At 69.8% G+C, this 25,131-nt stretch carries 22 protein-coding genes; 11 read left to right on the forward strand and 11 right to left on the reverse strand.

What is annotated here, in order from left to right:
- On the reverse strand, positions 1–251 hold a 251-nt coding region (locus ABZ896_RS34740), incomplete at its 3' end, for a hypothetical protein (protein WP_360937847.1).
- Between the two features lie 130 nt (positions 252–381).
- On the opposite strand from ABZ896_RS34740, the gene ABZ896_RS34745 reads away from it, so the two are divergent.
- Positions 382–1,572 (forward strand): pyridoxal phosphate-dependent aminotransferase, encoded by a 1,191-nt coding sequence (locus tag ABZ896_RS34745; protein ID WP_360937850.1) that lies wholly within the window; start codon positions 382–384, stop codon positions 1,570–1,572.
- An 83-nt stretch (positions 1,573–1,655) separates the two neighbouring features.
- Here ABZ896_RS34745 and ABZ896_RS34750 read toward each other — a convergent pair whose 3' ends face one another.
- Complete coding sequence (locus ABZ896_RS34750; protein WP_360937853.1) at positions 1,656–2,180, reverse strand: YbjN domain-containing protein; 525 nt, start codon at positions 2,178–2,180, stop codon at positions 1,656–1,658.
- Positions 2,181–2,320: 140 nt separating this feature from the next.
- Between ABZ896_RS34750 and ABZ896_RS34755 the strand changes: the two genes are divergently transcribed.
- Positions 2,321–2,815, forward strand: coding sequence for a hypothetical protein (locus ABZ896_RS34755; protein WP_360937856.1), 495 nt, complete (start codon positions 2,321–2,323; stop codon positions 2,813–2,815).
- Positions 2,816–2,849: 34 nt separating this feature from the next.
- Here ABZ896_RS34755 and clpB read toward each other — a convergent pair whose 3' ends face one another.
- Positions 2,850–5,447 carry an ATP-dependent chaperone ClpB gene (clpB, locus tag ABZ896_RS34760; protein ID WP_360937859.1) on the reverse strand — a complete coding sequence of 866 codons (2,598 nt, stop codon included), beginning with the start codon at positions 5,445–5,447 and terminating at the stop codon, positions 2,850–2,852.
- A gap of 119 nt (positions 5,448–5,566) precedes the next feature.
- Between clpB and ABZ896_RS34765 the strand changes: the two genes are divergently transcribed.
- Positions 5,567–5,980 carry a TIGR03618 family F420-dependent PPOX class oxidoreductase gene (locus ABZ896_RS34765; protein WP_360937862.1) on the forward strand — a complete coding sequence of 138 codons (414 nt, stop codon included), beginning with the start codon at positions 5,567–5,569 and terminating at the stop codon, positions 5,978–5,980.
- 128 nt (positions 5,981–6,108) lie between these two features.
- Here ABZ896_RS34765 and ABZ896_RS34770 read toward each other — a convergent pair whose 3' ends face one another.
- Positions 6,109–6,444, reverse strand: a complete 336-nt coding sequence (locus ABZ896_RS34770) for a hypothetical protein (RefSeq protein ID WP_360937865.1) — start codon at positions 6,442–6,444, stop codon at positions 6,109–6,111.
- 366 nt (positions 6,445–6,810) lie between these two features.
- On the opposite strand from ABZ896_RS34770, the gene ABZ896_RS34775 reads away from it, so the two are divergent.
- Genes ABZ896_RS34775 through ABZ896_RS34785 form a run of 3 tightly spaced genes read left to right on the forward strand, consistent with a single transcriptional unit; the run spans position 6,811 to position 9,693 of the window.
- A complete protein-coding gene (locus tag ABZ896_RS34775; RefSeq protein ID WP_360937868.1) occupies positions 6,811–7,755 on the forward strand; it encodes a helix-turn-helix transcriptional regulator in 945 nt (314 codons plus the stop codon).
- 16 nt (positions 7,756–7,771) lie between these two features.
- Positions 7,772–8,716 (forward strand): helix-turn-helix transcriptional regulator, encoded by a 945-nt coding sequence (locus tag ABZ896_RS34780; protein WP_360937871.1) that lies wholly within the window; start codon positions 7,772–7,774, stop codon positions 8,714–8,716.
- A complete protein-coding gene (locus ABZ896_RS34785) occupies positions 8,713–9,693 on the forward strand; it encodes a helix-turn-helix transcriptional regulator (RefSeq protein WP_360937874.1) in 981 nt (326 codons plus the stop codon). Before ABZ896_RS34780 ends, ABZ896_RS34785 begins: the two co-directional genes overlap by 4 nt.
- On the opposite strand, the gene ABZ896_RS34790 is transcribed toward ABZ896_RS34785, so the two are convergent.
- Positions 9,656–10,684 (reverse strand): LuxR C-terminal-related transcriptional regulator, encoded by a 1,029-nt coding sequence (locus tag ABZ896_RS34790; protein ID WP_360937877.1) that lies wholly within the window; start codon positions 10,682–10,684, stop codon positions 9,656–9,658. The genes ABZ896_RS34785 and ABZ896_RS34790 overlap by 38 nt on opposite strands.
- A gap of 297 nt (positions 10,685–10,981) precedes the next feature.
- On the opposite strand from ABZ896_RS34790, the gene ABZ896_RS34795 reads away from it, so the two are divergent.
- Genes ABZ896_RS34795 through ABZ896_RS34805 form a run of 3 tightly spaced genes read left to right on the forward strand, consistent with a single transcriptional unit; the run spans position 10,982 to position 14,308 of the window.
- Positions 10,982–12,523, forward strand: a complete 1,542-nt coding sequence (locus tag ABZ896_RS34795; RefSeq protein WP_360937880.1) for a circularly permuted type 2 ATP-grasp protein — start codon at positions 10,982–10,984, stop codon at positions 12,521–12,523.
- On the forward strand, positions 12,520–13,452 hold the full coding sequence (locus ABZ896_RS34800) for an alpha-E domain-containing protein (RefSeq protein ID WP_360937883.1): 933 nt from the start codon (positions 12,520–12,522) through the stop codon (positions 13,450–13,452). Before ABZ896_RS34795 ends, ABZ896_RS34800 begins: the two co-directional genes overlap by 4 nt.
- 1 nt (position 13,453) lies before the next feature.
- Positions 13,454–14,308: a transglutaminase family protein gene (locus ABZ896_RS34805; protein ID WP_360937886.1), complete on the forward strand. Its 855-nt coding sequence runs from the start codon at positions 13,454–13,456 to the stop codon at positions 14,306–14,308.
- Positions 14,309–14,357: 49 nt separating this feature from the next.
- On the opposite strand, the gene ABZ896_RS34810 is transcribed toward ABZ896_RS34805, so the two are convergent.
- The gene (locus tag ABZ896_RS34810; RefSeq protein WP_360937946.1) at positions 14,358–15,425 is read right to left on the reverse strand and encodes a substrate-binding domain-containing protein; all 1,068 of its coding nucleotides are present in this window, start codon (positions 15,423–15,425) and stop codon (positions 14,358–14,360) included.
- A 295-nt stretch (positions 15,426–15,720) separates the two neighbouring features.
- On the opposite strand from ABZ896_RS34810, the gene ABZ896_RS34815 reads away from it, so the two are divergent.
- Entirely contained in the window at positions 15,721–17,367 is a 1,647-nt protein-coding gene (locus tag ABZ896_RS34815; RefSeq protein WP_360937889.1) for a PA14 domain-containing protein, read from the forward strand.
- Between the two features lie 53 nt (positions 17,368–17,420).
- Here the strand turns inward: ABZ896_RS34815 and ABZ896_RS34820 are convergent, their stop codons facing one another.
- From ABZ896_RS34820 to ABZ896_RS34840, 5 genes are all read right to left on the reverse strand, one after another.
- Complete coding sequence (locus ABZ896_RS34820) at positions 17,421–17,867, reverse strand: helix-turn-helix domain-containing protein (protein WP_360937892.1); 447 nt, start codon at positions 17,865–17,867, stop codon at positions 17,421–17,423.
- Between the two features lie 5 nt (positions 17,868–17,872).
- Positions 17,873–19,054: a molecular chaperone DnaJ gene (gene dnaJ, locus ABZ896_RS34825; protein ID WP_360937895.1), complete on the reverse strand. Its 1,182-nt coding sequence runs from the start codon at positions 19,052–19,054 to the stop codon at positions 17,873–17,875.
- A gap of 36 nt (positions 19,055–19,090) precedes the next feature.
- Entirely contained in the window at positions 19,091–19,741 is a 651-nt protein-coding gene (gene grpE, locus ABZ896_RS34830; RefSeq protein ID WP_360937898.1) for a nucleotide exchange factor GrpE, read from the reverse strand.
- The gene (gene dnaK, locus ABZ896_RS34835; RefSeq protein ID WP_360937901.1) at positions 19,738–21,585 is read right to left on the reverse strand and encodes a molecular chaperone DnaK; all 1,848 of its coding nucleotides are present in this window, start codon (positions 21,583–21,585) and stop codon (positions 19,738–19,740) included. The genes grpE and dnaK overlap by 4 nt, the downstream gene beginning before the upstream one ends.
- A gap of 94 nt (positions 21,586–21,679) precedes the next feature.
- Entirely contained in the window at positions 21,680–22,648 is a 969-nt protein-coding gene (locus ABZ896_RS34840) for an MraY family glycosyltransferase (RefSeq protein ID WP_360937904.1), read from the reverse strand.
- 186 nt (positions 22,649–22,834) lie between these two features.
- Here ABZ896_RS34840 and ABZ896_RS34845 point away from each other — a divergent pair, with 186 nt between their 5' ends.
- Entirely contained in the window at positions 22,835–25,117 is a 2,283-nt protein-coding gene (locus tag ABZ896_RS34845; RefSeq protein ID WP_360937907.1) for a (Fe-S)-binding protein, read from the forward strand.
- Positions 25,118–25,131: the final 14 nt, after the last annotated feature.

Here is a 25,131-nt window from a genome sequence, read left to right on the forward strand (position 1 = left end):
GTCGCCCTCGATGTGCAGCAGGAACTCGGCGACCGGGCCGTCCGGTGCGACCAGGGAGACACGCCCCGGCCCCCGAAGTCGGAGCTGCCGCCGCCGCTGTCGCCGGCCCACCAGCTGCCGCCGCCCGCGCCCGCGCCGCCGCTCCCGGCGACCCGCGCCCGTCGGCGCGTCGGACCGTTCCTGAACACGGCGGCCACCGCGCCCACGAGGAACACACCCACGAAGACCACCAGGATGATGCCGATGACCATGGCGCCACCCTCCTTCCGTTACCCCCCGAAGCGACCCCCCGTGGGCGCCTCGCCGGTTGCGTGAGCTGGAGATGCCCTTCCGTCTCACCACCCAAAGCAGAGTTGAGGAACTCCAGAGCTTGGGCGCAGGATGACCGGCATGACCTCCAGCGCACGCCCCCCGCTCAACCGCCGTCTCGCAGAGTTCGGGACGACGATCTTCGCCGAGATGTCGGCCCTGGCCCTGCAGACCGGTTCGATCAACCTGGGCCAGGGCTTCCCCGACACGGACGGCCCCGAGGAGGTCCGGGAGGCGGCCGTGCGGGCGCTGCGGGACGGGCGCGGCAACCAGTACCCGCCGGGCCCGGGCGTCCCCGAGCTGCGCACCGCGATCGCCGCCCACCAGCAGCGCCGCTACGGTCTGTCCTACGACCCCGACACCGAGGTCCTGGTCACGGCCGGCGCCACGGAGGCCATCGCCGCCACCCTGCTCGCCCTCCTGGAGCCCGGCGACGAGGTCGTCGCCCTGGAGCCGTACTACGACTCCTACGCGGCCTGCATCGCGATGGCGGGCGGCACCAGGGTCCCGGTCACGCTACGGCCGTACGAGGGCAGCTTCCGCCTCGACCTCGACGAGCTGCGCGCCGCCGTCACCGACCGCACCCGGCTGCTGCTGATCAACACCCCGCACAACCCCACCGGCACGGTCCTCACCCGCGAGGAGCTCGCCGCGATCGCCGGGCTGGCCGTCGAGCGGGACCTGCTGGTGGTCACCGACGAGGTCTACGAGCACCTGGTCTTCGACGCGGCCGAGCACCTGCCGCTGGCGTCCTTCCCGGGGATGCGGGAGCGGACGGTCACGATCGGCTCGGCCGGCAAGACCTTCTCCTTCACCGGCTGGAAGGTCGGCTGGGTGACGGCGGCGCCCCCGCTGGTCTCGGCGGTCCGCTCGGCGAAGCAGTTCCTGACGTACGTCTCCTCCGGGCCGTTCCAGTACGCGGTCGCCGAGGCGCTCGCGCTGCCGGAGAGCTACTTCACGGCGTTCCGCGCGGACATGCTGGCCAAGCGCGACCTGCTGGCGAGCGGCCTCGCGGAGGCGGGCTTCACGGTCTTCAAGCCGGCCGGCACGTACTTCGTCACGACCGACATCCGCCCCCTCGGCGAGAGCGACGGCTTCGCCTTCTGCCGCGCCCTGCCCGAGCGCGCGGGCGTGGTCGCCATCCCCAACGCCGTCTTCTACGACCACCGCGACGCGGGCGCGCCCTTCGTGCGGTTCGCCTTCTGCAAGCAGACGTCGGTGCTGGAGGAGGCGGTGAAGCGGCTGAAGTCCCTGGCGGGCTGAGCGCACAGTCGTCCACAGGCTGTGGACGGACGAGAGCCCGGCCGGGAACACCCTGGCCGGGCTCTCGCGGACGGCAGAGGTGCCTACTCGTCGTCCTCGGGCTTCTCCGCGTCGTTGACGTCCTCCTCAAGGCCGAGCTGCTCCACGAGCCACTTGTCGAACTCGATGGCCGCGCGGACCCAGCTGACGGTCGAGGAGACGAAGTGCTCCAGGCTGACGCCGGTGCCGATCAGCATCTGCGCCTCGCCGATCAGGCGGACGGTGCCGTCGTCGTGGGTGTGGCTGTAGACCTTGGGCCACAGGGTGCGCCGGTTCCAGTCGTCGATGGACTCCAGCAGCTGCGCCTTCTCGTCGATCTGGTGGGGCCGGTCGTAGAACGTCCGCACCGAGAAGACCTGCTGGTCGCCCTCGCCACGGAACATGAAATACGTACGGAACTGCTCCCACGGCGCCGCGAGGTCACCCTCGTCGTCGACGACATACTTCAGCTCCATCTGGTCGAGGAGCTGCTTCACAAGATCCTGATCCGGGACGACGGGGCCCGCCGGTCCTTGCTGCGGCTCGGGCTGGCCCCCGAAGTTCGGAATCGAGGACGGGTCGATGGTCACCGTGAATTTCCCTTCGTACGGATCCCGCCATCCTCCCCCATCCGGGGAGGGGGGTGGCAAGCCCCGACGGACCCTGTCCTCCCAGGGCTGACATGATCCGGACAGCCAGGTAGAACAGGGGTCGACCATTGGGGGAACACATGACACAGACCCAGCCCGAGACCGTGGTGGAGCAGACCGAGCGGGGCCGGACCAGATGGGGCGTCTTCCTGGCGATCCTGGCGGTGCCGACGCTGGTGGTGGCGGCCCCGATCGCGCTGCTGGTCGCCTGGCTGTTCACGGACGACTCGGTCGAGGCGGACGTGAAGAAGACCTCGTGCGCCGAGGCGCTGGCCTACGGCGGGGCGAAGCTGCCGACGGGGGCGTACGACACCCTGTGCGTGGTCCGGGCCGGGCAGGAGTCCCGGTACGAGGCCACCTTCCGCGCCCCGCGCGACGGAGTGGACGACTGGCTGGCGGCCACCTACCCGGACGCGCCGGCGCCGCGCGCCGAGCGGTGCGCCACCGAGCAGACCGACCTGTGCCTGAGCCTCGGCGCGGGGGAGGTGCCCGGGCGCGACGCCGTCGTACAGGTGGAGATCACGTACGACGGGCCGAAGTGGTCGCAGGTGCGGTTCGTGGCGTCGGCCGGGTGACGAGGGGCGCGCTCTCCCCCGCCACCCGGCCCCCTCAGAGCGTCTTGCCGGTCGCCGGGCCCACGATCAGGCCGTCCCCGAACGCGTCCACGCGGACCGTGTCGCCGTCCTTGACCTCGCCCGCGAGGATCTCCTTGGCGAGCCGGTCGCCGATGGCGGTCTGGACGAGGCGGCGCAGCGGGCGGGCGCCGTAGGCCGGGTCGTTGCCCTCGTCGGCGAGCCAGGCCAGGGCCGCGTCGGTGACCTCCAGTGTGAGCCGGCGCTCCGCGAGGCGCTTGGCGAGCCGGTCGATCTGGAGCCGGGCGATCCGGCCCAACTCGTCCTTGTTCAGGGCCGAGAAGACGACCAGGTCGTCGAGCCGGTTGAGGAACTCCGGCTTGAAGGAGGCCCGTACGACCTCCAGGACCTGCTCCTTCTTCTCCGCCTCGCTGGTGATCGGGTCGACCAGGAACTGGCTGCCCAGGTTGGAGGTCAGCACCAGGATCGCGTTGCGGAAGTCGACCGTACGGCCCTGACCGTCCGTCAGACGGCCGTCGTCCAGCACCTGGAGCAGCACGTCGAAGACCTCGGGGTGCGCCTTCTCCACCTCGTCGAGGAGCACGACGCTGTACGGGCGCCTGCGCACCGCCTCCGTCAACTGGCCGCCCTCCTCGTAGCCGACGTAGCCGGGAGGCGCGCCGACCAGCCGGGCGACGGTGTGCTTCTCGCCGTACTCCGACATGTCGATGCGGACCATCGCCCGCTCGTCGTCGAAGAGGAAGTCGGCGAGCGCCTTGGCCAGTTCGGTCTTGCCGACACCGGTCGGGCCGAGGAAGAGGAAGGAGCCGGTGGGCCGGTCCGGGTCGGCGATGCCCGCGCGGGTGCGCCGTACGGCGTCGGAGACGGCCTGCACGGCCTCCGCCTGCCCGATCAGCCGGCGCCCCAACTCCTCCTCCATGCGCAGGAGTTTCTGTGTCTCGCCCTCCATGAGGCGGCCCGCCGGGATGCCGGTCCAGGCGGCGACGGTGTCCGCGATGTCGTCGGAGCCGACCTCCTCCTTGACCATGGTGTCCTTGGCCGCCTCCTCCTCGGCGGCCGAGGCCTCCCTCAAGTCCCGCTCCACGCCCGGGATCTCGCCGTAGAGCAGCTTGCTGGCGGTGTCGAAGTCGCCGTCGCGCTGGGCGCGTTCGGCCTGGCCGCGCAACTCGTCGAGTTTCTCCTTGAGTTCACCGACCCGGTTGAGGGACTGCTTCTCCTTCTCCCAGCGGGCGGTCAGGCCCCGCAGCTCCTCCTCCTTGTCGGCGAGGTCGCGGCGCAGCTTGTCCAGGCGCTCGCGGGAGGCGGGGTCGGTCTCCTTCTCCAGGGCCAGCTCCTCCATGCGCAACCGGTCGACGGAGCGCTGGAGTTCGTCGATCTCGACGGGGGACGAGTCGATCTCCATACGGAGCCGGGAGGCCGCCTCGTCGACGAGGTCGATGGCCTTGTCCGGGAGGAAGCGGGAGGTGATGTACCGGTCGGAGAGGGTCGCGGCCGCCACCAGCGCGCTGTCGGCGATCTGGACCTTGTGGTGGGCCTCGTAGCGCCCCTTGAGCCCGCGCAGGATCGCGATGGTGTCCTCGACGGTCGGCTCGGCGACCAGCACCTGCTGGAAGCGCCGCTCCAGGGCGGGGTCCTTCTCGATCCGCTCGCGGTACTCGTCGAGGGTGGTGGCGCCGACCATGCGCAGCTCACCGCGGGCGAGCATGGGCTTGAGCATGTTGCCGGCGTCCATGGCGGAGTCGCCGCCGGCGCCCGCCCCGACGACCGTGTGCAGCTCGTCGATGAAGGTGATGATCTGCCCGTCGGAGCTCTTGATCTCCGCGAGGACGGTCTTCAGCCGCTCCTCGAACTCACCGCGGTACTTGGCCCCGGCGACCATCGCGCCGAGGTCCAGCGCGACCAGCCGCTTGTCCTTGAGCGACTCGGGCACGTCGCCCTTCACGATCCGCTGCGCGAGCCCCTCCACGACGGCGGTCTTGCCGACGCCGGGCTCGCCGATGAGGACGGGGTTGTTCTTGGTCCGGCGGCTGAGCACCTGCACGACCCGCCGGATCTCCTGGTCACGGCCGATGACCGGGTCGAGCTTGCCCTCGCGGGCGGCGGCGGTGAAGTCGGTGCCGAACTTCTCCAGGGCCTTGTACTGCCCCTCGGGATCGGCGCTGGTCACCCGGCGCCCGCCGCGCGCCTTCTGGAAGGCGTCGAGCAGCTTCTTCGCGGTGGCCCCCTGCTGGCTGAGCACGTCGGCGGCCGGCCCGCCCTTGGCGGCGATGCCGATCAGCAGGTGCTCGGTGGAGAGGTACTCGTCGCCGAGGTCCTTGGCGCGGGCCTGGGCGTCCGCGATGACGGAGAGCAGATCGCGGTTGGGCTGCGGAGGCGCCACGGTGGACCCGGTCACGCTGGGCAGCGAGCCGATCGCCTTCTCGGCCCCGGCGCGCACGGCGGCCTGGTCGGCGTCGACGGCCGCGAGCAGGTCGGTGATGTTCTCGTTGTCCTGCCCCGCGAGCAGCGCAAGGAGCAGGTGGGCGGGGGTGAGGTCCGGGTGTCCCTCGGTCACGGCACGGTTGCTGGCCGCGTTGATCGCGTCCCGGCTCCGGTTGGTCAGCTCGGCGTCCACGTTCGCGTACTCCTCCTCGGTGTCAGCTCTCCCTTGACTGACTCTGTCAGCGTATACAAAGTTGAGTCTATTCCACTCAAGGCAGTCTGCGGGAGGGAAGTGGTGGTTGGCTTCCCGCCATGACTACTCGCACTCAGGATCCGGGTGCCCCGGACGCCGCGTATCTCAGCTTCTGGCGGGAACGGCACCTGTGCACGCTGACGACCCCGCGCCCGGACGGCAGCCCGCACGTCGTGCCCGTCGGGGTGACATACGACCCCGAGGCCGGTCTTGCTCGGGTGATCGCGAGCGGGACCAGCGCGAAGGTACGGCATGTGCGGGCGGCCGGGGCCGAGGGGGCCCGGGTCGCGGTGTGCCAGGTGGACGGGCGGCGGTGGGCGACGCTGGAGGGACGGGCGTACGTGCGCACGGAGCCGGAGCGGGTGGTGGAGGCGGAGCGGCGCTACGCCGAGCGCTACGGACGAGAGCCGGGACCGAACCCTTTGCGCGTGGTGATCGAGATCTCACTCACGCGCGCGATGGGGCATTTTTGAGCCACGGGGAGATCATCCGATACCCGGAAATGTCCCCAGAAACTGCAGCGGCGTCACCGTGTTCAGGTCACGGTGACGCCGCTGCGGGGGGAAGCACCTGCGCGATCTGTTACGACGGGGGAATCGCGTCAGGCACTGCGGGGGGTGGCTGAGATGGTCCGTGGAGTGGGGGATTCCGGTTCCACCAGCCGATGGTCTCGTTGGTCAAGATTCACAAAGATCATTCCGTACCGAATGGCACACCGCACGGGCTGCGGCGCCCCCCGAGGCCGCCGCAGACACCGGTACGCCCGCACGTCCTCGTCATCGTCCCGCGTGACGACCACCGGTTCACCGAAGACGGTCACCATCAACGAGTCACCGGGGTGGGGGATCGCGGTGACGAGGTCGATGAAGTGCCAGCCGGAGCGGTAGGCGGTGGCCATTTCACGGCGGAAGGAGCGGTCGTCGGGTGGGGTGGTCACGTCAACTCCACACGCTGTCTGCCGGAACTACAACGGTGTCGCCGCCATTGTCGCCGTCGGCAGTCGTGGTGGTGGCCGATGACCAGACACTGTCGGCCTGCGCGGCCTGCGCACTGGGCAGACCGCCGATCGCTCCGAACGCCACGACGGCTGAAAAGGCGGCGACAAGCACCGAGCGAAGCATTCTGTTCCGCATAGTCGGCTTCGTCCTCACTTGAAGGTCCCCTTTTCCCCCGTCGAGTAAGACGATGGCTCATTCGGGCACGTCATGGCCACACGATCGGTGCATCATGTTCCTGCATGTTCAGGACCCTGGGGGGTGGAGATTTGACAACAAATCGGACTAAGGCGACGCATCCCCACGCCATGACGGAGCTGTGTGAGGAAGGAAGCCGTCTATACACGAACGCACTCCGCACGGGACGTATCGCCCGTGCGGAGGTCGAGCCCGCCCCCTGTCTGATGGAGTTCGCCCTGCTCCACCCCGACCCCGACGACGCGAACTGGCTCCGACCGGTTCCCCCGTCGGTCGCGCTGGCCCAGCGGCTCACCCCCATAGAACGCGAGATCACGGAACGCCGACGGCTGTCCATCGAGCTGGCGGACACATTCGAGCCGTTCATGACCCTCAGCGCGCCGGTGGCCGCGGCCACCCACTCCATCACCGTCCTGGAGGGGCTCGACCGCATCAACGAAGCCCTCGACCTGGCGATATCGCAGTGCCAGAACGAGATGCTCACCGTCCAGCCGAGCCAGCGGCATCCGGAGCGCCGGCTCATGGAAGCCCTGGAACGCGACAAGCCGCTGATCGAACGGGGCGTACGGATCCGGACCCTCTACCAGCACACGGCCAGGTACAGCCAGGAGAGACTCGCCTGGGTGGACCACTTCGCCGACGGGAAGGCCGAGTACCGGACCATCGACGAACTGGTCGAGCGGCTCATCATCTGCGACGAGGCCGTCGCGTTCATCCCCACCCGCGACGACCGGCAGGTCGCCCTCGAACTGCGCCACCCGGGCCTGGTCCGGTATCTGATCAAGGTGTTCGAATTCATGTGGAGCCGTGCCGTTCCCCTGAACGCCGGCGCGCCCTATGAAACCGCTCCCGACGGCATCACGGACATCCAGCACTCCATCGCCAAGCTCCTGGTGGAGGGCCACGTCGACGAAGCCATCGCGCGCCGCCTGGGCATGAACGTCCGCACCTGCCGCGCCCACATAGCCAAGCTCGCCACGGCCCTCGGCAGCGGCAGCCGCGCCCAACTCGGCTTCCTCATCGCCCAGTCCGGAATCCTGGACCAGGGGCAGTGACCCGAAGGGGGGCGCGGTGACCCGGGAGAGCCATCCGGAGCACGGCGTGGACGACCTGTGCTCCGCGGGGACAGAGCTGTACGAGCAAGCCCTGCGCGAAGGGCATGTGCGCGCCACCGACGCCGAGGCGGCCCCCTGTCTGGTCGACCTCGGCCTGCTGAACCCGAGCGTCACCGACCTGGACGTGCTGGAGCCGGTCGCACCGGCCGTCGCACTCCATCGCCTGCTGCGCACCTCCGAGGAACTCATCGCGGTCGAACGGCGGCGCGAGCAGCGACTGGCCGACCTGTTCGAACCGCTCATGCGAATCGGCGGCAGCTCGGTCATCCCGATGGTCACGACCCTCAGCGGATTCGAACCGATCAGCCGCGCGATCAACGAGGCCATGGCCGACACATCCGGCGAGACCCTCGCCATCCAGCCCCTTACAGCAGGGATGCACTCTCCAAGCCGGCCCCACGACGAAGCGTTCACCCGCGACCAGGAGTATCTCGACCGGGGCGGGCGCATCCGCACTCTCTACCCGCACACCCTGCGCCATGCCCGCAGCACCCTGGTCCGCTACGAGCATCTGCGCGGCGACGCCCAGGCGCGCACCCTCGACGAGGTCACCCCGCGGCTGATCGTCGTCGACCGCGCCGTCGCCTTCATCCCCGCGACCGCCGACCGCACCCTCGCCCTGGAGATCCGCCAACCCGCGATCGTCGAGTTCCTCGCCACCGCCTTCGACCGGCTCTGGCGGCTCGCCACCCCCATGTACCCGCAGGCGGTCCAGCAACCGAATGTCAACGGCATCACCCAACGCCAACGGGCCATCGCCGACCGACTCGGCATGAACATCCGCACCGCCCGCGTCCACATCGCCAAACTCGCCGCCACCCTCGGCAGTGAGAGTCGGGCCCAACTCGGCTACCTCATAGCGGGATCAGGAATCCTCGAGCAGGAAGGGGGCACCACGTGAGCACGCCGCCGCACCCCGAGCACGGCGTGGACGACCTCTGCGCCGCCGGTACGAAGCTGTACGAGCAGGCCCTGCGCGAGGGATACGTGAGCGACGCCGAGGCCGCCCCCTGCCTGGTCGACTTCGGGCTTCTGCATCCCTCCGTCGACGACCTGTCCAAGCTGGAGCCGGTCGATCCGACGGTCGCCCTGCACCGCATCCTGCGCGCCGCGGAGGAACGTATCGCCGAGGAGCGCGGACGCGAGCAGCGGGTGGTCGACCTGTTCGAACCGCTCATCCGCATCAGCCGTCCTCGCGCCGGGCCCACCGACACCGCCGCCGTCACGGTCCTCAGTGGGATGGACCGCATCAACACGGTGATCACGCAGGTCATGGCCGATGCCGCCCAGGAACTGCTGGCCATCCAGCCGTACCGCTCAGCCGCCCACCAGGTACTCCCCCAGCACGACGAAGCCCTGGTCCGCGATCAGGAGTTCCTCGACCGGGGCGGCCGCATCCGGACGCTCTACCAGCACACCCTGCGCCACGCCCCCTCGATCCTCACTCGCTACGAGAGGCTCCGGGGCGACGCCCAGGCCCGCACCCTCGACGAGGTCACCCCCCGCCTGATCATCGTCGACCGCGCCGTCGCCTTCATCCCCGCGACCGCGGACCGCACCCTCGCCCTGGAGATCCGCCAACCCGCGATCGTCGAGTTCCTCGCCACCGCCTTCGACCGGCTCTGGCGGCTGGGAACCCCCATGTACCCCCAGGCCGTCCACCAGCCCAGCCTCAACGGCATCACCCAACGCCAACGCGCCATCGCCGCCCTCCTCATAGAGGGCCACACCGACGCCGTCATCGCCGACCGGCTCGGCATGAACATCCGCACCGCCCGCGTCCACATCGCCAAGCTCGCCGCGACGCTCGGCAGTGAGAGTCGGGCTCAGCTGGGGTATCTCATCGGACGGTCCGGGGTTCTTGACCGGGAAGGGTGAGGGGGGTGACGGAGGTCGGGGTGTCCAGGCCCACCTGGGCTATGCGGACGCCGAGTTGGGTGCGGCTGGCCGCGCCCAGGGTCTCCGACAGCCGCGCGATGTGGGCCCGGCACGTACGGACGCTTATGCCGAGGCGTTCCGCGATCACCGCGTCCTGGTGGCCCTCGGCGAGCAGCGCCGCGATGGACTGCTCGCGGTGGGAGATGCCCTCGATGCCGGTGTCCGGCAACGGCGCCGTCAACGGGATCGCCAGGCGCCACAGGCGCTCGAAGACCGTCACCAGGTACGACACCAGCGCCGGGTGCCGTAGCTCCAGGGCCAGCGTGCGGTCCGCGTTCGCGGGGACGAAGGCGACCGTGCGGTCGAAGAGGATGAGGCGGTCGATCACCTCGTCCAACGTCCTCGCCTGGACCGATCCGCCCATCAGTTCAAGGTAGTTGAGCAGCCCCTGGCCGTGGCGGGCCACGTGGGTGTAGAGGTCCCGCATGCGCACGCCCCGGCCGCGCAGGGCGAGCGCGCGGTGCAGGCCCTCCGTCAGTTCGTGCTCCGGGCGGATGCCCCCGGGCTGGACCGTGAGGACCTCCGTCGTGCACGCCTCCGTCGCCTCGTCCATCGCCGCCTGGATCCGCGAGAGCCCGTCCAGGACGCGGATCGCCGACCCCTCGCCGCCCGCGGTCCGGTCCTGCGGGCCGAGACCGGCGTACCGTTCCACGGCCGCGACGGCCGCCCCCACGCGCCGCTGACTCGCGCTGACGTCGTCGTAGACCCCGCGCAGCAGCCGGGTCATGACCTCCTGGGGTGCCGTCGGCACCAGCCAGTCCATGTCGTCCGGATCCGGGTGGAGCAGCGCGAGTTCGAGAAGGCAGGGCACCGGCTCCGCGTCGGCGCGCGGCACCCGCCCGCGCCGTACCGCCCGGGAATACACGCGGTCACCAGCCTCGCACAGCCGGTCGGCACCGTGTGGATGGTCGTCCGTCCCGTGCCCGGTCATGACCGCCCCTCCCCCGACTCCAGCGTCTACCGCCCTCTTGTCCTGTTTCCCCATCGAGGCCGCGAAGCCTCCTCGGCTCCGCAACTATGCGCGGCCCGGACCCGCTCCGCAACACGGCTCCTCGGGCCTTGACCGAGAAAAACCCCCGGTATGCCCCACAATCCACGGCCCTCCACACCATCCCCTTGCAACAACATGACGGCCCGGGCGAGCCGCGCGGAACGCCCCGCTCCGTGCGTCAACTGCCGGAAATGCCGCAGTGATCACCGCGTTACGTACCGCACTTAACGTCAGGTCATGGCGGACATATTTGACGCGTACGCGTTGGCCGACGCGTGGGACGAGATGTTCGAGCGGCCGGGTGAGGTCAGGACCGCCTATGAGCCGGTGCTGGCTGCACTTCAGCCGATCGAACCGAGTGAACTGCGCTTCCGGGCCGACCAGATGGCCCGGGCGTTCACCGACAGAGGCGTGACGTACGCCTTCGCGGGCGAGGAGCGGCCCTGGCCGCTGGACCTCGTGCCCAGGATCCTCGACTCACTCGAATGGGATCTCATACAACGGGGGGTCGGGCAGAGAGTCAGGGCCCTGGAGGCCTATCTCGCCGACGCCTACGGACACGCCCGCGCCTTCGAGGACGGTGTCGTGCCCTGGCGGCTGCTCCTCAACTCCCCCCATTTCCACCGCGCCGCGCAGGGCGTCGAGCCACCCGGCGGTGTCCGGATCCACGTCGCCGGCATCGACCTCGTACGGGACGAACAGGGCGCGTTCCGGGTCCTGGAGGACAACGTCCGGGTCCCGAGCGGGGTGTCGTACGTCATCGAGAACCGGCGCGCGATGACCCGGATCTTCCCCTCCCTCTTCGCCGAGCAGCACGTCCTCCCCGTCGACGGCTACACCCAGAAACTGCTGGCCGCACTGCGCGCCGCCGCCCCCGACGGCACCCAGGACCCCCGGGTCGTGGTCCTCACCCCCGGCCCCAACAACGCCGCCTACTTCGAACACGCCCTGCTCGCCCGGCTGATGGGTGTGCAGCTGGTCGAGGGACACGACCTGGTGTGCCGCAACAACCGCGTCTGGATGCGCACCACCCGTGGCGAGGTGCCCGTCCATGTCGTATACCGGCGCCTGGACGACGACTTCCTCGACCCGCTCCACTTCCGCCCCGACTCGGTGATCGGCTGCCCGGGCATCCTCAGCGCCGCCATGGCGGGCAACGTCACCCTCGCCAACGCGGTCGGCAACGGCATCGCCGACGACAAGCTGCTCTACACGTACGTCCCCGACCTGATCCGCTACTACCTCTCCGAGGAGCCGATCCTCCCCAACGTGGAGTCCTACCGGCCGGACGAGCCAGGGCAGTTGGAGGCGGTCCTCGACCAGATCGACCAGCTCGTCGTCAAACCGGTCGACGGCGCCGGCGGCCAGGGCATCGTCATCGGCCCCAAGGCCGACCGCAAGACACTGGAACAGACACGCGAGGCCGTCAAGAAGGACCCCCGCGGCTTCATCGCCCAGCGCCCCGTCGCCCTCTCCACCTCCCCCACCCTCGCGGGCGAGCGCATGGCCCCCCGCCACATCGACCTGCGCCCCTTCGCCGTCAACGACGGCAACGACATCTGGGTCCTGCCCGGCGGCCTCACCCGCGTCGCCCTCCAGGAGGGCAACCTGATCGTCAACTCCAGCCAGGGCGGCGGCTCCAAGGACACCTGGGTACTCGCCGAGGGCCCCTCGGAGGCACCGGCGCCACCCGCGGCCTCCACGCTCCCGGCGATCGCCCCGCGCGACCTCGGACCGGACGGCACCCCCGCCGTCGTACAGGAAGGAGCACAGCAGTGAACGACGTGATCCTCTCCCGGATAGCCGAGGCGCTGACCTGGACCGGCCGGTACGTCGAGCGGGCCGACGCGACCGGGCGGATTCTCGACGCCTACCTCCACCGCATGCTGGAGGACCCGTGGCGCGACGAGGACCTGGCCTGCCGATCGTTGTACGCGATCCTCGGCATGGACGCGGGCGCCGAGCCCGTCGACATGCAGCAGGTCCTCGACCAACTCGCCTTCGACGCACGCTCGACGGGCTCCATCGAGGGCGCGCTCGGCGCCGCCCGGCTCAACGCCCGCAGCGCCCGCGAGGCCGTCTCCTCCGAGATGTGGGAGTGCCTCAACTCCACCTGGCACGCCCTCGCCGACCAGCGCCTCGCGGCCCGACGGACGGGCCCCTACGCCTACTTGGAACTCGTACGGCGGCGCGCGGCCCTCTTCTTCGGGCTCGCCGACTCCACCATGAGCCGCGACGACAGCTGGCGCTTCGTGGTGCTCGGCCGGAGCCTGGAGCGCGTCGACATGACCGTACGGCTGCTGTCGGTACGGGTGTTGGACGCGGCGCACGCGCCCGACTGGCCAACCCTGCTGAGCGCGTCCGGCGCCGACGAGGCGTACGCGCGCGTGTACGGCGGTTTCGGCGACACCCCGCGCGTGGCCGAATTCCTGCTCCTGGACCGGGACTTCCCGCGCTCCGCGCTGCACGCGCTGACCACCGCGGAGGAGTGCCTGACCGCGCTCGGCCGCCCCCGCCAGGACCCCGCACGCCGCCCGATCGGCCGGCTGCGCACCCGTCTCGAATACCTCGACCTGCACGCCCTGGAGGAACAACTCCCGCTGCTGCTCAGGGACTTGCAGACCGCCTGCATGGCCTCGGCGGAAGCGGTGGCGGAGCGGTTCTTCCCGTACCAGGGGCCCGTCGAGTGGGCCCAGGAAGGAGCGTGAGATGACCACCCAGGGAACGCACAGGCTCCGCATCAAGCACGTCACCAAGGTCTCCTACGCCCAGCCAGCGTCCTCCTCGCACAACGAGGTCCGCATGACCCCGCTGACGCTGCCCGCGCAGACCACGCTGGACGCCCGGGTCACCGTGAACCCGACGACGCCCACCTGGTCGTACTGGGACTACTGGGGCACCCAGGTCACCGGCTTCGACCTGATGGACCCGCACGGCCATCTCACCATCACGGCCTCCAGCCTGGTCGAGACGTCCCCGCCGGAGCCGCTGCCCCAGGCGCCCACCTGGGCCGAGATCGCCGAACGGACGGCGAGCTCCCGCCTGTTGGAGTTCGCGAGCCCGACGGGCCGTACGACGGTCCCGGCGCGGCTGGCCAAGAAGGCCCGCAAGGCGGCGGCCGGGCTCGACCCGCACGAGACGGCGGTCGCGGTGTCGACGCTGGTCGCCGACCGGGTGTCGTACCTGCCCGGCGCGACCAGTGTGAACACCTCGCCCGAGGAGGCCTGGGAGCAGGGCGCGGGCGTCTGCCAGGACATCACCCACCTCACCGTCGCGCTGCTGCGGGGCGTGGGCCTGCCGGCCCGCTATGTCTCCGGCTATCTGCACCCCGAGCGGGAGGCGGAGCTGCACCGGCCGGTCGCGGGGCAGTCGCACGCCTGGATCGAGTACTGGGCGGGCGACTGGTGCGGCTACGACCCCACCAACAGCGTCCGCGCCGACGCGTCCCACGTGGTGGTGGCCCGCGGCCGCGACTACGACGACGTGACCCCGCACAAGGGGATCTACCGGGGTGTTCCCGGCGGATCGCCGGAGGTGACGGTGGAGTTCACGCGGGTCGCGTGAACGGCGAAGGGGCGACCGGTGGTCCGGCCGCCCCTTCCGTCTGCCTCGGCTACTTCAGCTTGATCGCGTCGCACGCCGCCTTGTACTGGGGCGTGCAGATGTCCTTGACGGTGTAGATGCCGTCCTTGACGACGGTTTCCTTGATGTTGTCCTTGGTCAGCGCGACGACCTGGACGAGCTGGGCCGGGATGTCCTTGTTGGTGGGGCTGTCGACCTTGTCCGTGGCGAGGGCGTCGAACTGGATGTCCTTGCCCTGGATCTTCGTCACGGCCATCTCGGCGGCGGCCTCGGCCTCGCCCGGGTAGGGCTTGTAGACGCTCATGTACTGCTCACCGGAGACGATCCGCTGCACCGCGGGCAGTTCCGCGTCCTGGCCGGTGATCGGCGGGATGGTCGTCATGCCCGCCTTCTCCATCGCCTCGATGGCGGCGCCGGCCATGGCGTCGTTCGCGGAGTAGACGGCCTTGATGTTGTCCTTGCCGATCTCCTCGATCGCCTTGGTCATGTCGGCCTTGGCGATCGGCGGCTTCCAGCCGTCCACGTCGTACTGCGCGGCGATCGTCACCTTGCCGTTGAGCTCCGACATCGCGCCCGCCTTGAACTGGCCGGCGTTCGGGTCGGAGGGCGAGCCGTTGATCATGACGATCTTGTCGGAGGTGTCGATGCCGGAACCGATCGCCTCGACGAGGGAGCGGCCCTGGACCTCGCCGACGAGTTCGTTGTCGAAGGAGACGTACGCGTCGATCGGGCCCTCGGCGAGCCGGTCGTAGGCGATGACCGGGATGCCGGCGTCCTTGGCCTTCGTCACCATGCTCGCGATCGCGTGCGAGTCCACGGCGTCCAGCAGGATGACGTCGACCTTGTCGTCGATCATCTGCTGCATCTGCTTGGCCTGCTTCTTGGCGTCGGCCTCGCCGTTGGCATAGACCGTCTTGCCCTTTTTGTCGGTGAGTTCGGCGACCTTGGCCTTGATGATCGGGTAGTCGAACTCGGCGTAGCGCGTGTTCGTCGCCTCCGGCATGAGGACACCCACGGTGATGTCGTTGCCCTTGGTCGGACTCGCCTCACTGCTGCTCGCGGCGCCGAGCGCCCCGCAGGCGGCCAGCGAGAGGGACATCGTGGACGCGGCCACGGCTATGGCGATACGACGGACACCGGTGATCACTGCGCGCTTACCTTCCGGAACAAGGGTGCTTCACGCGACCCAGGTGAAGGAAGCCAACGCTGTCTTCACCAAACCGTCAAGATGTAACCGGTCAATGAGATCCCAACGTTGCGTGTGACCACGGCGTAAAGGAATCGGCCGTACCCAATCTCACAGTCCGGGACGCCCGTACAACCAATGCCGGCCTTCGTCGGTCGTGATCGCGAGCGGCTTTACCCGCCGTTGACGATCACGACTGAAGGTCTGAATGAACCCTGCACGACGCACGACGACCGGCGCGCTGGTGCTCGCCACCGCGAGCGGCCTCCTCACCGCCGTGGCCACCCCCGCCTCCGCCGCCGTCACCTGTACCTCCCCGGTCTTCAAGCGGCAGTTCTACGCGAACACGTCCTTCTCCGGCACCCCGAAGAAGACGGACTGCGACACGGCGATAGACCAGAGCTGGAGCGGCGCCCCGGTCTCCGGCCTGCCGAAGGACAACTTCGGGGTGCGCTGGAGCGTGACCCGTGACTTCGGGTCGGGCGGGCCGTTCGCGCTCAACGCCAGTGGGCTCGACGGGATGCGGGTGTACGTCGACGGCGTGCGCAAGATCGACCTGTGGAAGAACGTCTCCACGACGGTCAAGAAGACCGCCAACGTCACCGTCCCTTCCGGCAAGCACACCCTGCGGATCGACTACGTCAACTGGACCGGCGCCGCCAAGGTCAAGGTCACGTACGCGCCCCGCACCTCCGCCGACGTCGACAAGGTCAAGCCCCTTGTCCCGACCGGCACTTCGGTGTCGTACGACAAGGCGACCGGCAAGGCGAAGGTCTCCTGGGCGAAGAACAAGGAGATGGATCTCGCCGGGTACAAGGTCTACCGGCGGCTGAAGGGCACGTCGTTCCCGGCCGCGCCGCTCGCGACGACCACCTCGACGTCGTACACCGACAGCGCCCTGCCGATGACCGGCGACACCTACTCCTACGAGGTCCGCGCCTACGACAAGGCCGGCAACACCTCGGGCGGCACCGCCGACCAGGCCGTGGTGACCGTCGACCGGACCGCGCCGGCCGCGGCGACCGGGCTGACGGCGGTGGGCACCACGGCGGGCAACTCGCTGACGTGGCAGGCGTCCTCGTCGAAGGACGTCGACCACTACGAGGTGTGGGCGTCGCGCAACGGTGACCCGGACCCGGACGGGCCCGAGATCGCCCTCGGGACGTCCTTCGCCGACCGGCTCGCGGAGGCCGGAGTGCCGTACACCTACACGGTGCAGACCGTCGACACCGCGACCAACGTCTCCCCGGTCGCCAAGGTGACCGTCACCCGCCCCGTCGCCTCGGCCGTCCCCGCCCCGACGGATGTCACCGGCACCCCCGCCGACGCCTCCACCGCCCTCACCTGGACCGCGGCCGAAGGCGCCACCGGCTACCGCGTCTACCGGCGCACCGACGCCAACGGCGCCTGGAGCCTGCTGGGCAGCGCCTCGGGGACGTCGTACGACGACGCTTCGGCGCCGCAGGGCAAGGCCCTCTACTACGTCGCCTCCGTCGACGCCCAGGACGCCGACTCGGCGCCCGCCACCGAGGTGACCGTCGACCGGCTCACCCCGGCCACCGCGACCGGCCCGGCAGAGCCGCGGCTGAGCCTGGTCACGAGCGGTGTGCCGGGCCGCTCGCCGATCGAGGTCAAGGCCGTCCCCGGCACGGGTGACGAATCCCGTGTCCTGAAGGGCTACGCCTGGGAGATGTCGGGCGCCTGCGGCTCCAGCGGCGACCAGTTCTCCACCACCGGCACGCTCACCTGGACGGCCCCCTGGAACGGCCCCTGCATCGCCACGGTGTTCGCCGTGGACGCGTACGGCCGCCAGGGCACGCAGGGCGCGACGCTGGGCTTCTTCAGCGGCCGCTGACGGCGTACGAGAAGGGGCCCGGAGAGATCTCCGGGCCCCTTCCCACACCTGAGCTAGTCCTTCGGCTTCTTCGGCCGCCACACCACCAGCGCGCTGGTCTGCTGCACTTCCTGGTACGGGACCAGGTCGCGGCGGTACGACGCGTGCACCGCCGCCTCGCGCTGGCGCATCGCCGCGGCGGCTCCCTCGACGGCGTCCTGGAGCTCGGCCACGCGCGACTGGAGCGCGGCGACCTGGTTCTCCAGCTCGATGATCCGCTTGATGCCGGCGAGGTTGATGCCCTCGTCCTGCGACAACTGCTGGACGGTGCGCAGCAGTTCGATGTCCCGGGCGGAGTAGCGCCGGCCCCGGCCCGCGGTGCGGTCCGGGGACACCAGGCCCAGGCGGTCGTACTGACGCAGGGTCTGCGGGTGCAGGCCGGAGAGCTGGGCCGCCACCGAGATGACGTAGACCGGGGTCTCCTCGGTCAGTTCATACGGGTTGCGTCGACGGCCGTCCATCTCGATCAAGCTCCCTTCGCGGCCTGGAACAGCTCCGCCCGTGGATCCTCACCCACGGTCGCCTCGCGATACGCCTCCAGTGCGTCACGAGCCTTCCCCGACAGCTCGGTCGGGACACTCACCTCGACGGTGACCAGCAGATCGCCCCGGGTGCCGTCCTTGCGGACCGCGCCCTTGCCCCGCGCCCGCATGGTGCGGCCGTTGGGCGTGCCCGGCGGCAGTTTCAGCGTCACCGCCGGTCCGCCGAGCGTCGGGACCCGGACCTCGCCGCCGAGCGCCGCCTCCGAGAAGGTGACCGGGACGGTCACCGTGAGGTTGTCGCCCTTGCGGCCGAAGACCGGGTGCGCGTCCACGTGCACGGTGACGTACAGGTCGCCGGACGGGCCGCCGCGCTCGCCGGGCGCGCCCTTGCCGCGCAGCCGGATCCGCTGCCCGTCCGAGACGCCCGCCGGGATGCGGACCTGCATGGTGCGGGAGGACTTGGCCCGCCCGGAGCCCTTGCAGATCTCGCAGGGGTTCTCCGCGATCAGGCCGCGGCCCTTGCAGTCCGGGCAGGGGTCGGTCAGCGAGAAGCCGCCGCCCGAGCCGCGGGCCACCTGGCCGGTGCCGACGCAGGTCGGGCACACGCGCGGGTTGCCGTTGGCGTCCCCGGTGCCCGAACACGCCTTGCAGGGGGCCTGCGAGGACATCCTGAGCGGGACCGTCGCACCCTCGATCGCCTCGGTGAAGCTGAGGGTGACCTCGGTGTCGATGTCCTGGCCGCGCCGCGGCTGCACCCGGGTGGTGCCGGAGCTGCCCCGGTTGAACAGGCCCCCGAAGACGTCCCCGAGCCCGCCGCCGAAGCCGCCGGCTCCCTGGCCCCCGCCCTGGGCGCCGCCTCCGAAGAGGTCACCCAGGTCGAAGTTGAAGGAGCCGCCCGCACCGCCCGGCCCCGGACGGAAGCCGCCGTTGCCGAAGAGGGCGCGGGCCTCGTCGTACTCCTTGCGCTTCTTGGGGTCGCCGAGGATGTCGTTCGCCTCGGAGATCTCCTTGAAGCGCTCCTCGGCCTTGGCGTTGCCCTTGTTGGCGTCCGGGTGGAACTCGCGGGCGAGCTTGCGGTACGCCTTCTTGATCTCGGCCTCGGTGGCGTCCTTGGGGACGCCGAGGACCTTGTAGTAGTCCTTCTCGATGAAGTCCTTGGTGCTCATCCCCGACGCCCCTCCTTCCGGTCACCGGCTACGTCTTCAGCCCTCTTCAGAGCTGTTGTCCTTCTCCTCGCCGGCCTCGGACTCGTCCTTGGCCGGCTGCGCGCCCGGCTGCGGTTCGGCGACCGCCACCCGCGCGGGGCGGATGGTGCGCTCGCCGATGCGATACCCCGGCTGGAGAATCGCCACGCACGTCGTCTCGGTGACGTCGGGCGCGTACGAGTGCATGAGGGCCTCGTGGATGGTCGGGTCGAAGGGCTCGCCCTCCTTGCCGAACTGCTGCAGGCCCATCTTGGCCGCGACGGTCTCCAGCGACTCGGCGACGGACTTGAACCCGCCGACGAGTTCGCCGTGTTCCCTCGCGCGGCCGATGTCGTCGAGCGTGGGCATGAGCTCGGTCAGGAGGTTCGCGACGGCGATCTCCTTGACCGCGATCCGGTCCCGCTCCACACGGCGTCGGTAGTTCTGGAACTCGGCCTGGAGCCGCTGGAGGTCCGCGGTGCGCTCCTCGAGCGCCTTGCGCACCTGGTCCAGCTGCGCCGTCAGACCGGCGATCTGCGCTGATGCGTCCCCGGCCGGGGCCGCCCCCGCCTCCGAAGAGGGGGCGGCGGCCTTCGGCTCGGCGTCGTCGGGGGTGGCGCCGGAGGGGACGTCGGGCTTCTCGTCGAAGCCCGGGGTCTCCTCCGTCACGCGGCACCGTCCTTGCGCTCGTCGTCCACGATCTCGGCGTCCACGACGTCGTCGTCCGCCTTGGCCTGGGAGGCACCGGCGTCGTCGGCGCCGCCCGCCGCCTGCGCGGCGCCCGCGTCGGCGTACATGGCCTGGCCGACCTTCTGCGAGACGGCCGCGACCTTCTCGGTGGCGGTGCGGATCTCGGCGGTGTCCTCGCCCTTGAGCGCGGTCTTCAGCTCCTCGACGGCGGCCTCGACCTCGGTCTTGACCTCGCCGGGGACCTTGTCCTCGTTGTCCTTGAGGAACTTCTCCGTCTGGTAGACGAGCTGCTCGCCCTGGTTGCGGGTCTCGGCGGCCTCGCGGCGACGGTGGTCCTCGTCCGCGTACTGCTCGGCCTCCTGGCGCATCCGGTCGACCTCGTCCTTCGGCAGCGAGGAGCCGCCGGTGACGGTCATCTTCTGCTCCTTGCCCGTGCCCAGGTCCTTGGCGGTCACGTGCATGATGCCGTTGGCGTCGATGTCGAAGGACACCTCGATCTGCGGGACGCCGCGGGGCGCCGGCGGCAGACCGGTCAGCTCGAACATCCCGAGCTTCTTGTTGTACGCCGCGATCTCGCGCTCGCCCTGGTAGACCTGGATCTGCACGGACGGCTGGTTGTCCTCGGCCGTGGTGAAGATCTCGGACCGCTTGGTCGGGATCGTGGTGTTGCGCTCGATGAGCTTGGTCATGATGCCGCCCTTGGTCTCGATACCGAGGGACAGCGGGGTCACGTCGAGGAGCAGGACGTCCTTGACCTCACCCTTGAGGACACCGGCCTGGAGGGACGCGCCGATGGCGACGACCTCGTCCGGGTTCACGCCCTTGTTGGCGTCCTTGCCGCCGGTCAGCTCCTTGACGAGCTCGGCGACGGCGGGCATACGGGTGGAGCCACCTACGAGGACGACGTGGTCGATCTCGTTGATGGAGACGCCGGCGTCCTTCATGACGTTGAAGAACGGCGTCTTGCAGCGCTCCAGGAGGTCCGCGGTCAGCTGCTGGAACTGCGCGCGGGTGAGCTTCTCGTCCAGGTGCAGCGGGCCCTCGGCGGAGGCCGTGATGTAGGGCAGGTTGATCGAGGTCTCGGTGGAGGACGACAGCTCGATCTTGGCCTTCTCGGCGGCCTCGCGGAGGCGCTGGAGGGCCATCTTGTCCTTGGCGAGGTCCACGCCGTGGCCGGACTTGAACTGCTGCACCAGGTAGTCGACGACGCGCTGGTCCCAGTCGTCACCACCGAGGTGGTTGTCGCCGTTGGTGGCCTTCACCTCGACGACGCCGTCGCCGATCTCCAGGAGGGACACGTCGAAGGTGCCGCCACCGAGGTCGAAGACGAGGATCGTCTGGTCGTCCTTGTCGAGGCCGTACGCGAGCGCGGCCGCGGTGGGCTCGTTGACGATACGAAGGACGTTCAGGCCCGCGATCTCGCCGGCCTCCTTCGTCGCCTGGCGCTCGGAGTCGTTGAAGTACGCCGGGACGGTGATGACCGCGTCGGTCACCTTCTCGCCCAGGTAGGACTCGGCGTCCCGCTTCAGCTTCTGCAGGATGAAGGCGGACATCTGCTGCGGGTTGAAGGGCTTCCCGTCCAGCTCCGTCTTCCAGTCGGTGCCCATGTGGCGCTTCACGGAGCGGATGGTCCGGTCCACGTTGGTGACCGCCTGGCGCTTGGCCACCTCGCCGACCAGCACTTCGCCGTTCTTCGCGAAGGCGACGACGGACGGCGTGGTCCGGGCACCCTCGGCGTTGGTGATGACGGTGGGCTCGCCGCCTTCAAGAACGCTGACGACGGAGTTAGTCGTGCCCAGGTCGATGCCGACCGCACGTGCCATGGTGAATTCCTCCAGCTGACTTGAGTGGAACGGACTCAAGTGTGCACGACACCCGCCACCCGGTCAACAGAGCTGAGTCGAGGGGGCTCAACTCTTATCCGTTCCTTACACGCAACCGGCCTCTGACCTGCGACGGAATCGGAGCCCGCAGCAGCAGGAGTACGACGACCAGGGTGCCGCCGACCACCCACAGCACCCGCGATCCGGCGACCCACCCGAGGTGCACGAGGACCCCGACGAGTACCCCGGAGAAGGCCCCCGCACCGAGCAGGACGGTCACCCCGCGCGGGGTGATCCCGAGCCGCCGCAGCCGGTGCGCGAGGCGTCCGGAGCGGCGGCGGGCCAGGGTCACCAGGAGGACGTCGGCGGCGACCACCGCGGTCATCGCGAACAGCACGGCCGTACTGGAGCCGAAGCCGTGCCCGGCGCGGGTCAGCACGGCCGCGGCGGCGAGCACGAACCCGGTGAACAGCGCGCCGCCCGAACCGAGCCCCACGCGCGCGGGATGCCAGTTGTGCATCAGGAAGCCGGTCAGCGCGGCGGCGAGCACGCTCAGCAGCACGGCGAGCCCGTCCATGACCTCGACGGCGGCACAGACGCCGACCCCGAAGGCGGTGACGACCCCGACGGTCCCGGCGAGCCCGTCGGCGTGGTCGAGCGCCCGGAAGCCGAGGGCGACGAAGACGATCCATCCGACCGCGAGGATCCCGGCGGGCACCCCGGTCTCCGCGTACGGCACGACACAGACGGCCGCGACGGCCGTACCGACTCCGAGGACCCGCGCCCCGACCCGGCGCGCGTCGGCGACGAACCCCAGGAGGGCGACACCCACGGCCCCCGCCAACAGCCGTCCGACCTCGCCCCCGAGCCGCGCGACCCCCGTCCACTCCCCCGCCCCGGCGACCACGGCGACCGCCACGACGACGGCCACACCCCCGACCACGGGAAGACCTCGCCGCCCCCTTTCGACGAGTCCGAGCCGCCGTGCGAGCGGCCCCAGCAGCGCGCTGAGCAGGGCGGCGAGGAACAGGGCGGAGGTGGCGGCGGCGATCCCGTAGAGCACGGGGCCAAATTAACGCTATATGTACCAATTCAGCACGAATAACACGATCGGAGTTTTAAGGTGACCCTCAGCGATTCAGATCACCCCGCACCCGGCTACAGTGCGGCGGAGGATGGGGGTAGTCTCAGACGGACTGCATAAGTTACCGCTTAGTAATGACCCCTCGCAGGCCCGAGGAGCCCCGAAATGCAACTCGCCGCGATCATCGTGTCGCTGGTACTGACCGTGGTCGGCGTGGCGTTGCTCGCCCGCGCCATCGGTCAGTTCGTCCGGTACTTCAAACTGGGCCAGCCCGTGCCCGCCGGAAGCCGGACCGACAACCCCTACGCGCGCAGCGTGACGCTGGTGCGGGAGTTCCTCGGACACACCCGGATGAACCGGTGGGGGATCGTCGGCGTCGCGCACTGGTTCGTCGCGGTCGGCTTCCTGACCCTGCCGCCGACCCTGGCGCAGGCCTTCGGCCAGCTCTTCCAGGCCGACTGGACGCTGCCGCTGATCGGTGAGTTCCTGCCGTTCGAGATGTACATCGAGTTCATCGGCCTGATGACGATCCTCGGCATCGCCGTGCTGATCACGATCCGGCTGCTGAGCCTGCCGTCCCGCCCGGGCCGCAAGTCCCGCTTCGCCGGCTCCAAGGCGGGCCAGGCGTACTTCGTCGAGTACGTCATCCTCACCATCGGCCTCGCCATCTACGTGCTGCGCGGCCTGGAGGGCGCGCTGCACCACGTGGACGGCTACGAGGCCGGGTACTTCGCCTCGTACCCCCTGGTGCTGGCCTTCAAGGGGCTGAGCGTCTCCGCGCTGCAGAACCTCGTCTACTTCGTCGCGATGATCAAGATCGGCACGTCCTTCGTGTGGATGATCGTCGTCTCGCTGAACACCAACATGGGTGTGGCCTGGCACCGCTTCCTGGCCTTCCCGAACATCTGGTTCAAGCGCGAGGCGACCGGCGGGACCGCCCTCGGCGGCCTCCAGCCGATGACCTCCGGCGGCGAGCCGATCGACTTCACCGACCCCGGTGACGACGACGTCTTCGGCGTCTCCCAGGTCGAGCAGTTCTCCTGGAAGGGCCTGCTCGACTTCTCCACCTGCACCGAGTGCGGCCGCTGCCAGTCGCAGTGCCCCGCCTGGAACACCGGCAAGCCGCTCTCCCCGAAGCTCCTGATCATGTCGCTGCGGGACCACGCGCACGCCAAGGCGCCCTATCTGCTGGCGGGCGGCGGCAAGACCATGGAGGGCGAGGAGAAGGCGTCTCCCGAGGCTCTCAAGGACGTGCCCGCCGCGGCCCTCGCGGAGGCCGAGCGCCCGCTGATCGGCACTCTCGAAGACAACGGCGTCATCGACCCGGACGTCCTGTGGTCCTGCACCACCTGCGGTGCCTGTGTCGAGCAGTGCCCGGTGGACATCGAGCACGTCGACCACATCGTCGACATGCGCCGCTACCAGGTGATGATCGAGTCCGCGTTCCCGTCCGAGGCGGGCACCATGCTCAAGAACCTGGAGAAGAAGGGCAACCCCTGGGGCCTGGCGAAGAAGCAGCGCCTGGAGTGGCTCAAGGAGGTCGACTTCGAGGTCCCGGTCGTCGGCAAGGACATCGAGGACCTCACCGAGGTCGAGTACCTCTACTGGGTCGGCTGTGCGGGTTCGCTTGAGGACCGCGCCAAGAAGACCACGAAGGCGTTCGCCGAACTCCTCCACATCGCGGGCGTCAAGTTCGCGATCATGGGCGGCGACGAGAAGTGCACCGGTGACTCCGCCCGCCGTCTCGGCAACGAGCCCCTCTTCCAGGAGCTCGGCATGGAGAACGTCATGGCGCTGAACATGGCGTTCGGCGAGGAGATGGACGAGGACGGCAAGGTCGTCCCCGAGTCGGCGAAGCCCAGGTCGGCGAAGAAGATCGTCGCCACCTGCCCGCACTGCCTCAACACGATCGGCAACGAGTACCCGCAGATCGGCGGCGACTACGAGGTCATCCACCACACCCAGCTGCTCCAGCACCTGGTGGACGAGGGCAAGTTGGTCCCGGTGACCCCGGTCGAGGGCATCATCACGTACCACGACCCCTGCTACCTGGGCCGCCACAACAAGATCTACACGCCCCCGCGCGAGATCATCGCCAACGTCCCGGGCCTGCGCAACGAGGAGATGCACCGCCACAAGGAGCGCGGCTTCTGCTGTGGCGCGGGCGGCGCGCGGATGTGGATGGAGGAGCGGATCGGCAAGCGCATCAACAACGAGCGCGTGGACGAAGCGCTGTCGTTGAACCCCGACATCATCTCCACGGCCTGCCCGTTCTGCCTGGTCATGCTCACGGACTCCGTGAACGGCAAGAAGAACGATGGCAAGGCCAAGGAGTCCGTCCAGGTCGTCGACGTCGCCCAGCTGCTCCTGGAGTCGGTGAAGACCCCGGTCGACCCGGCCGGCGAGGAGGAGACGGAGAGCGCCCCGGAGCCCGAGCCGGTGAAGTAGCTTCTACGGCCGTC

The sequence above is a fragment of the Streptomyces sp. NPDC047072 genome (assembly GCF_040643855.1).
Taxonomy (GTDB): domain Bacteria; phylum Actinomycetota; class Actinomycetes; order Streptomycetales; family Streptomycetaceae; genus Streptomyces.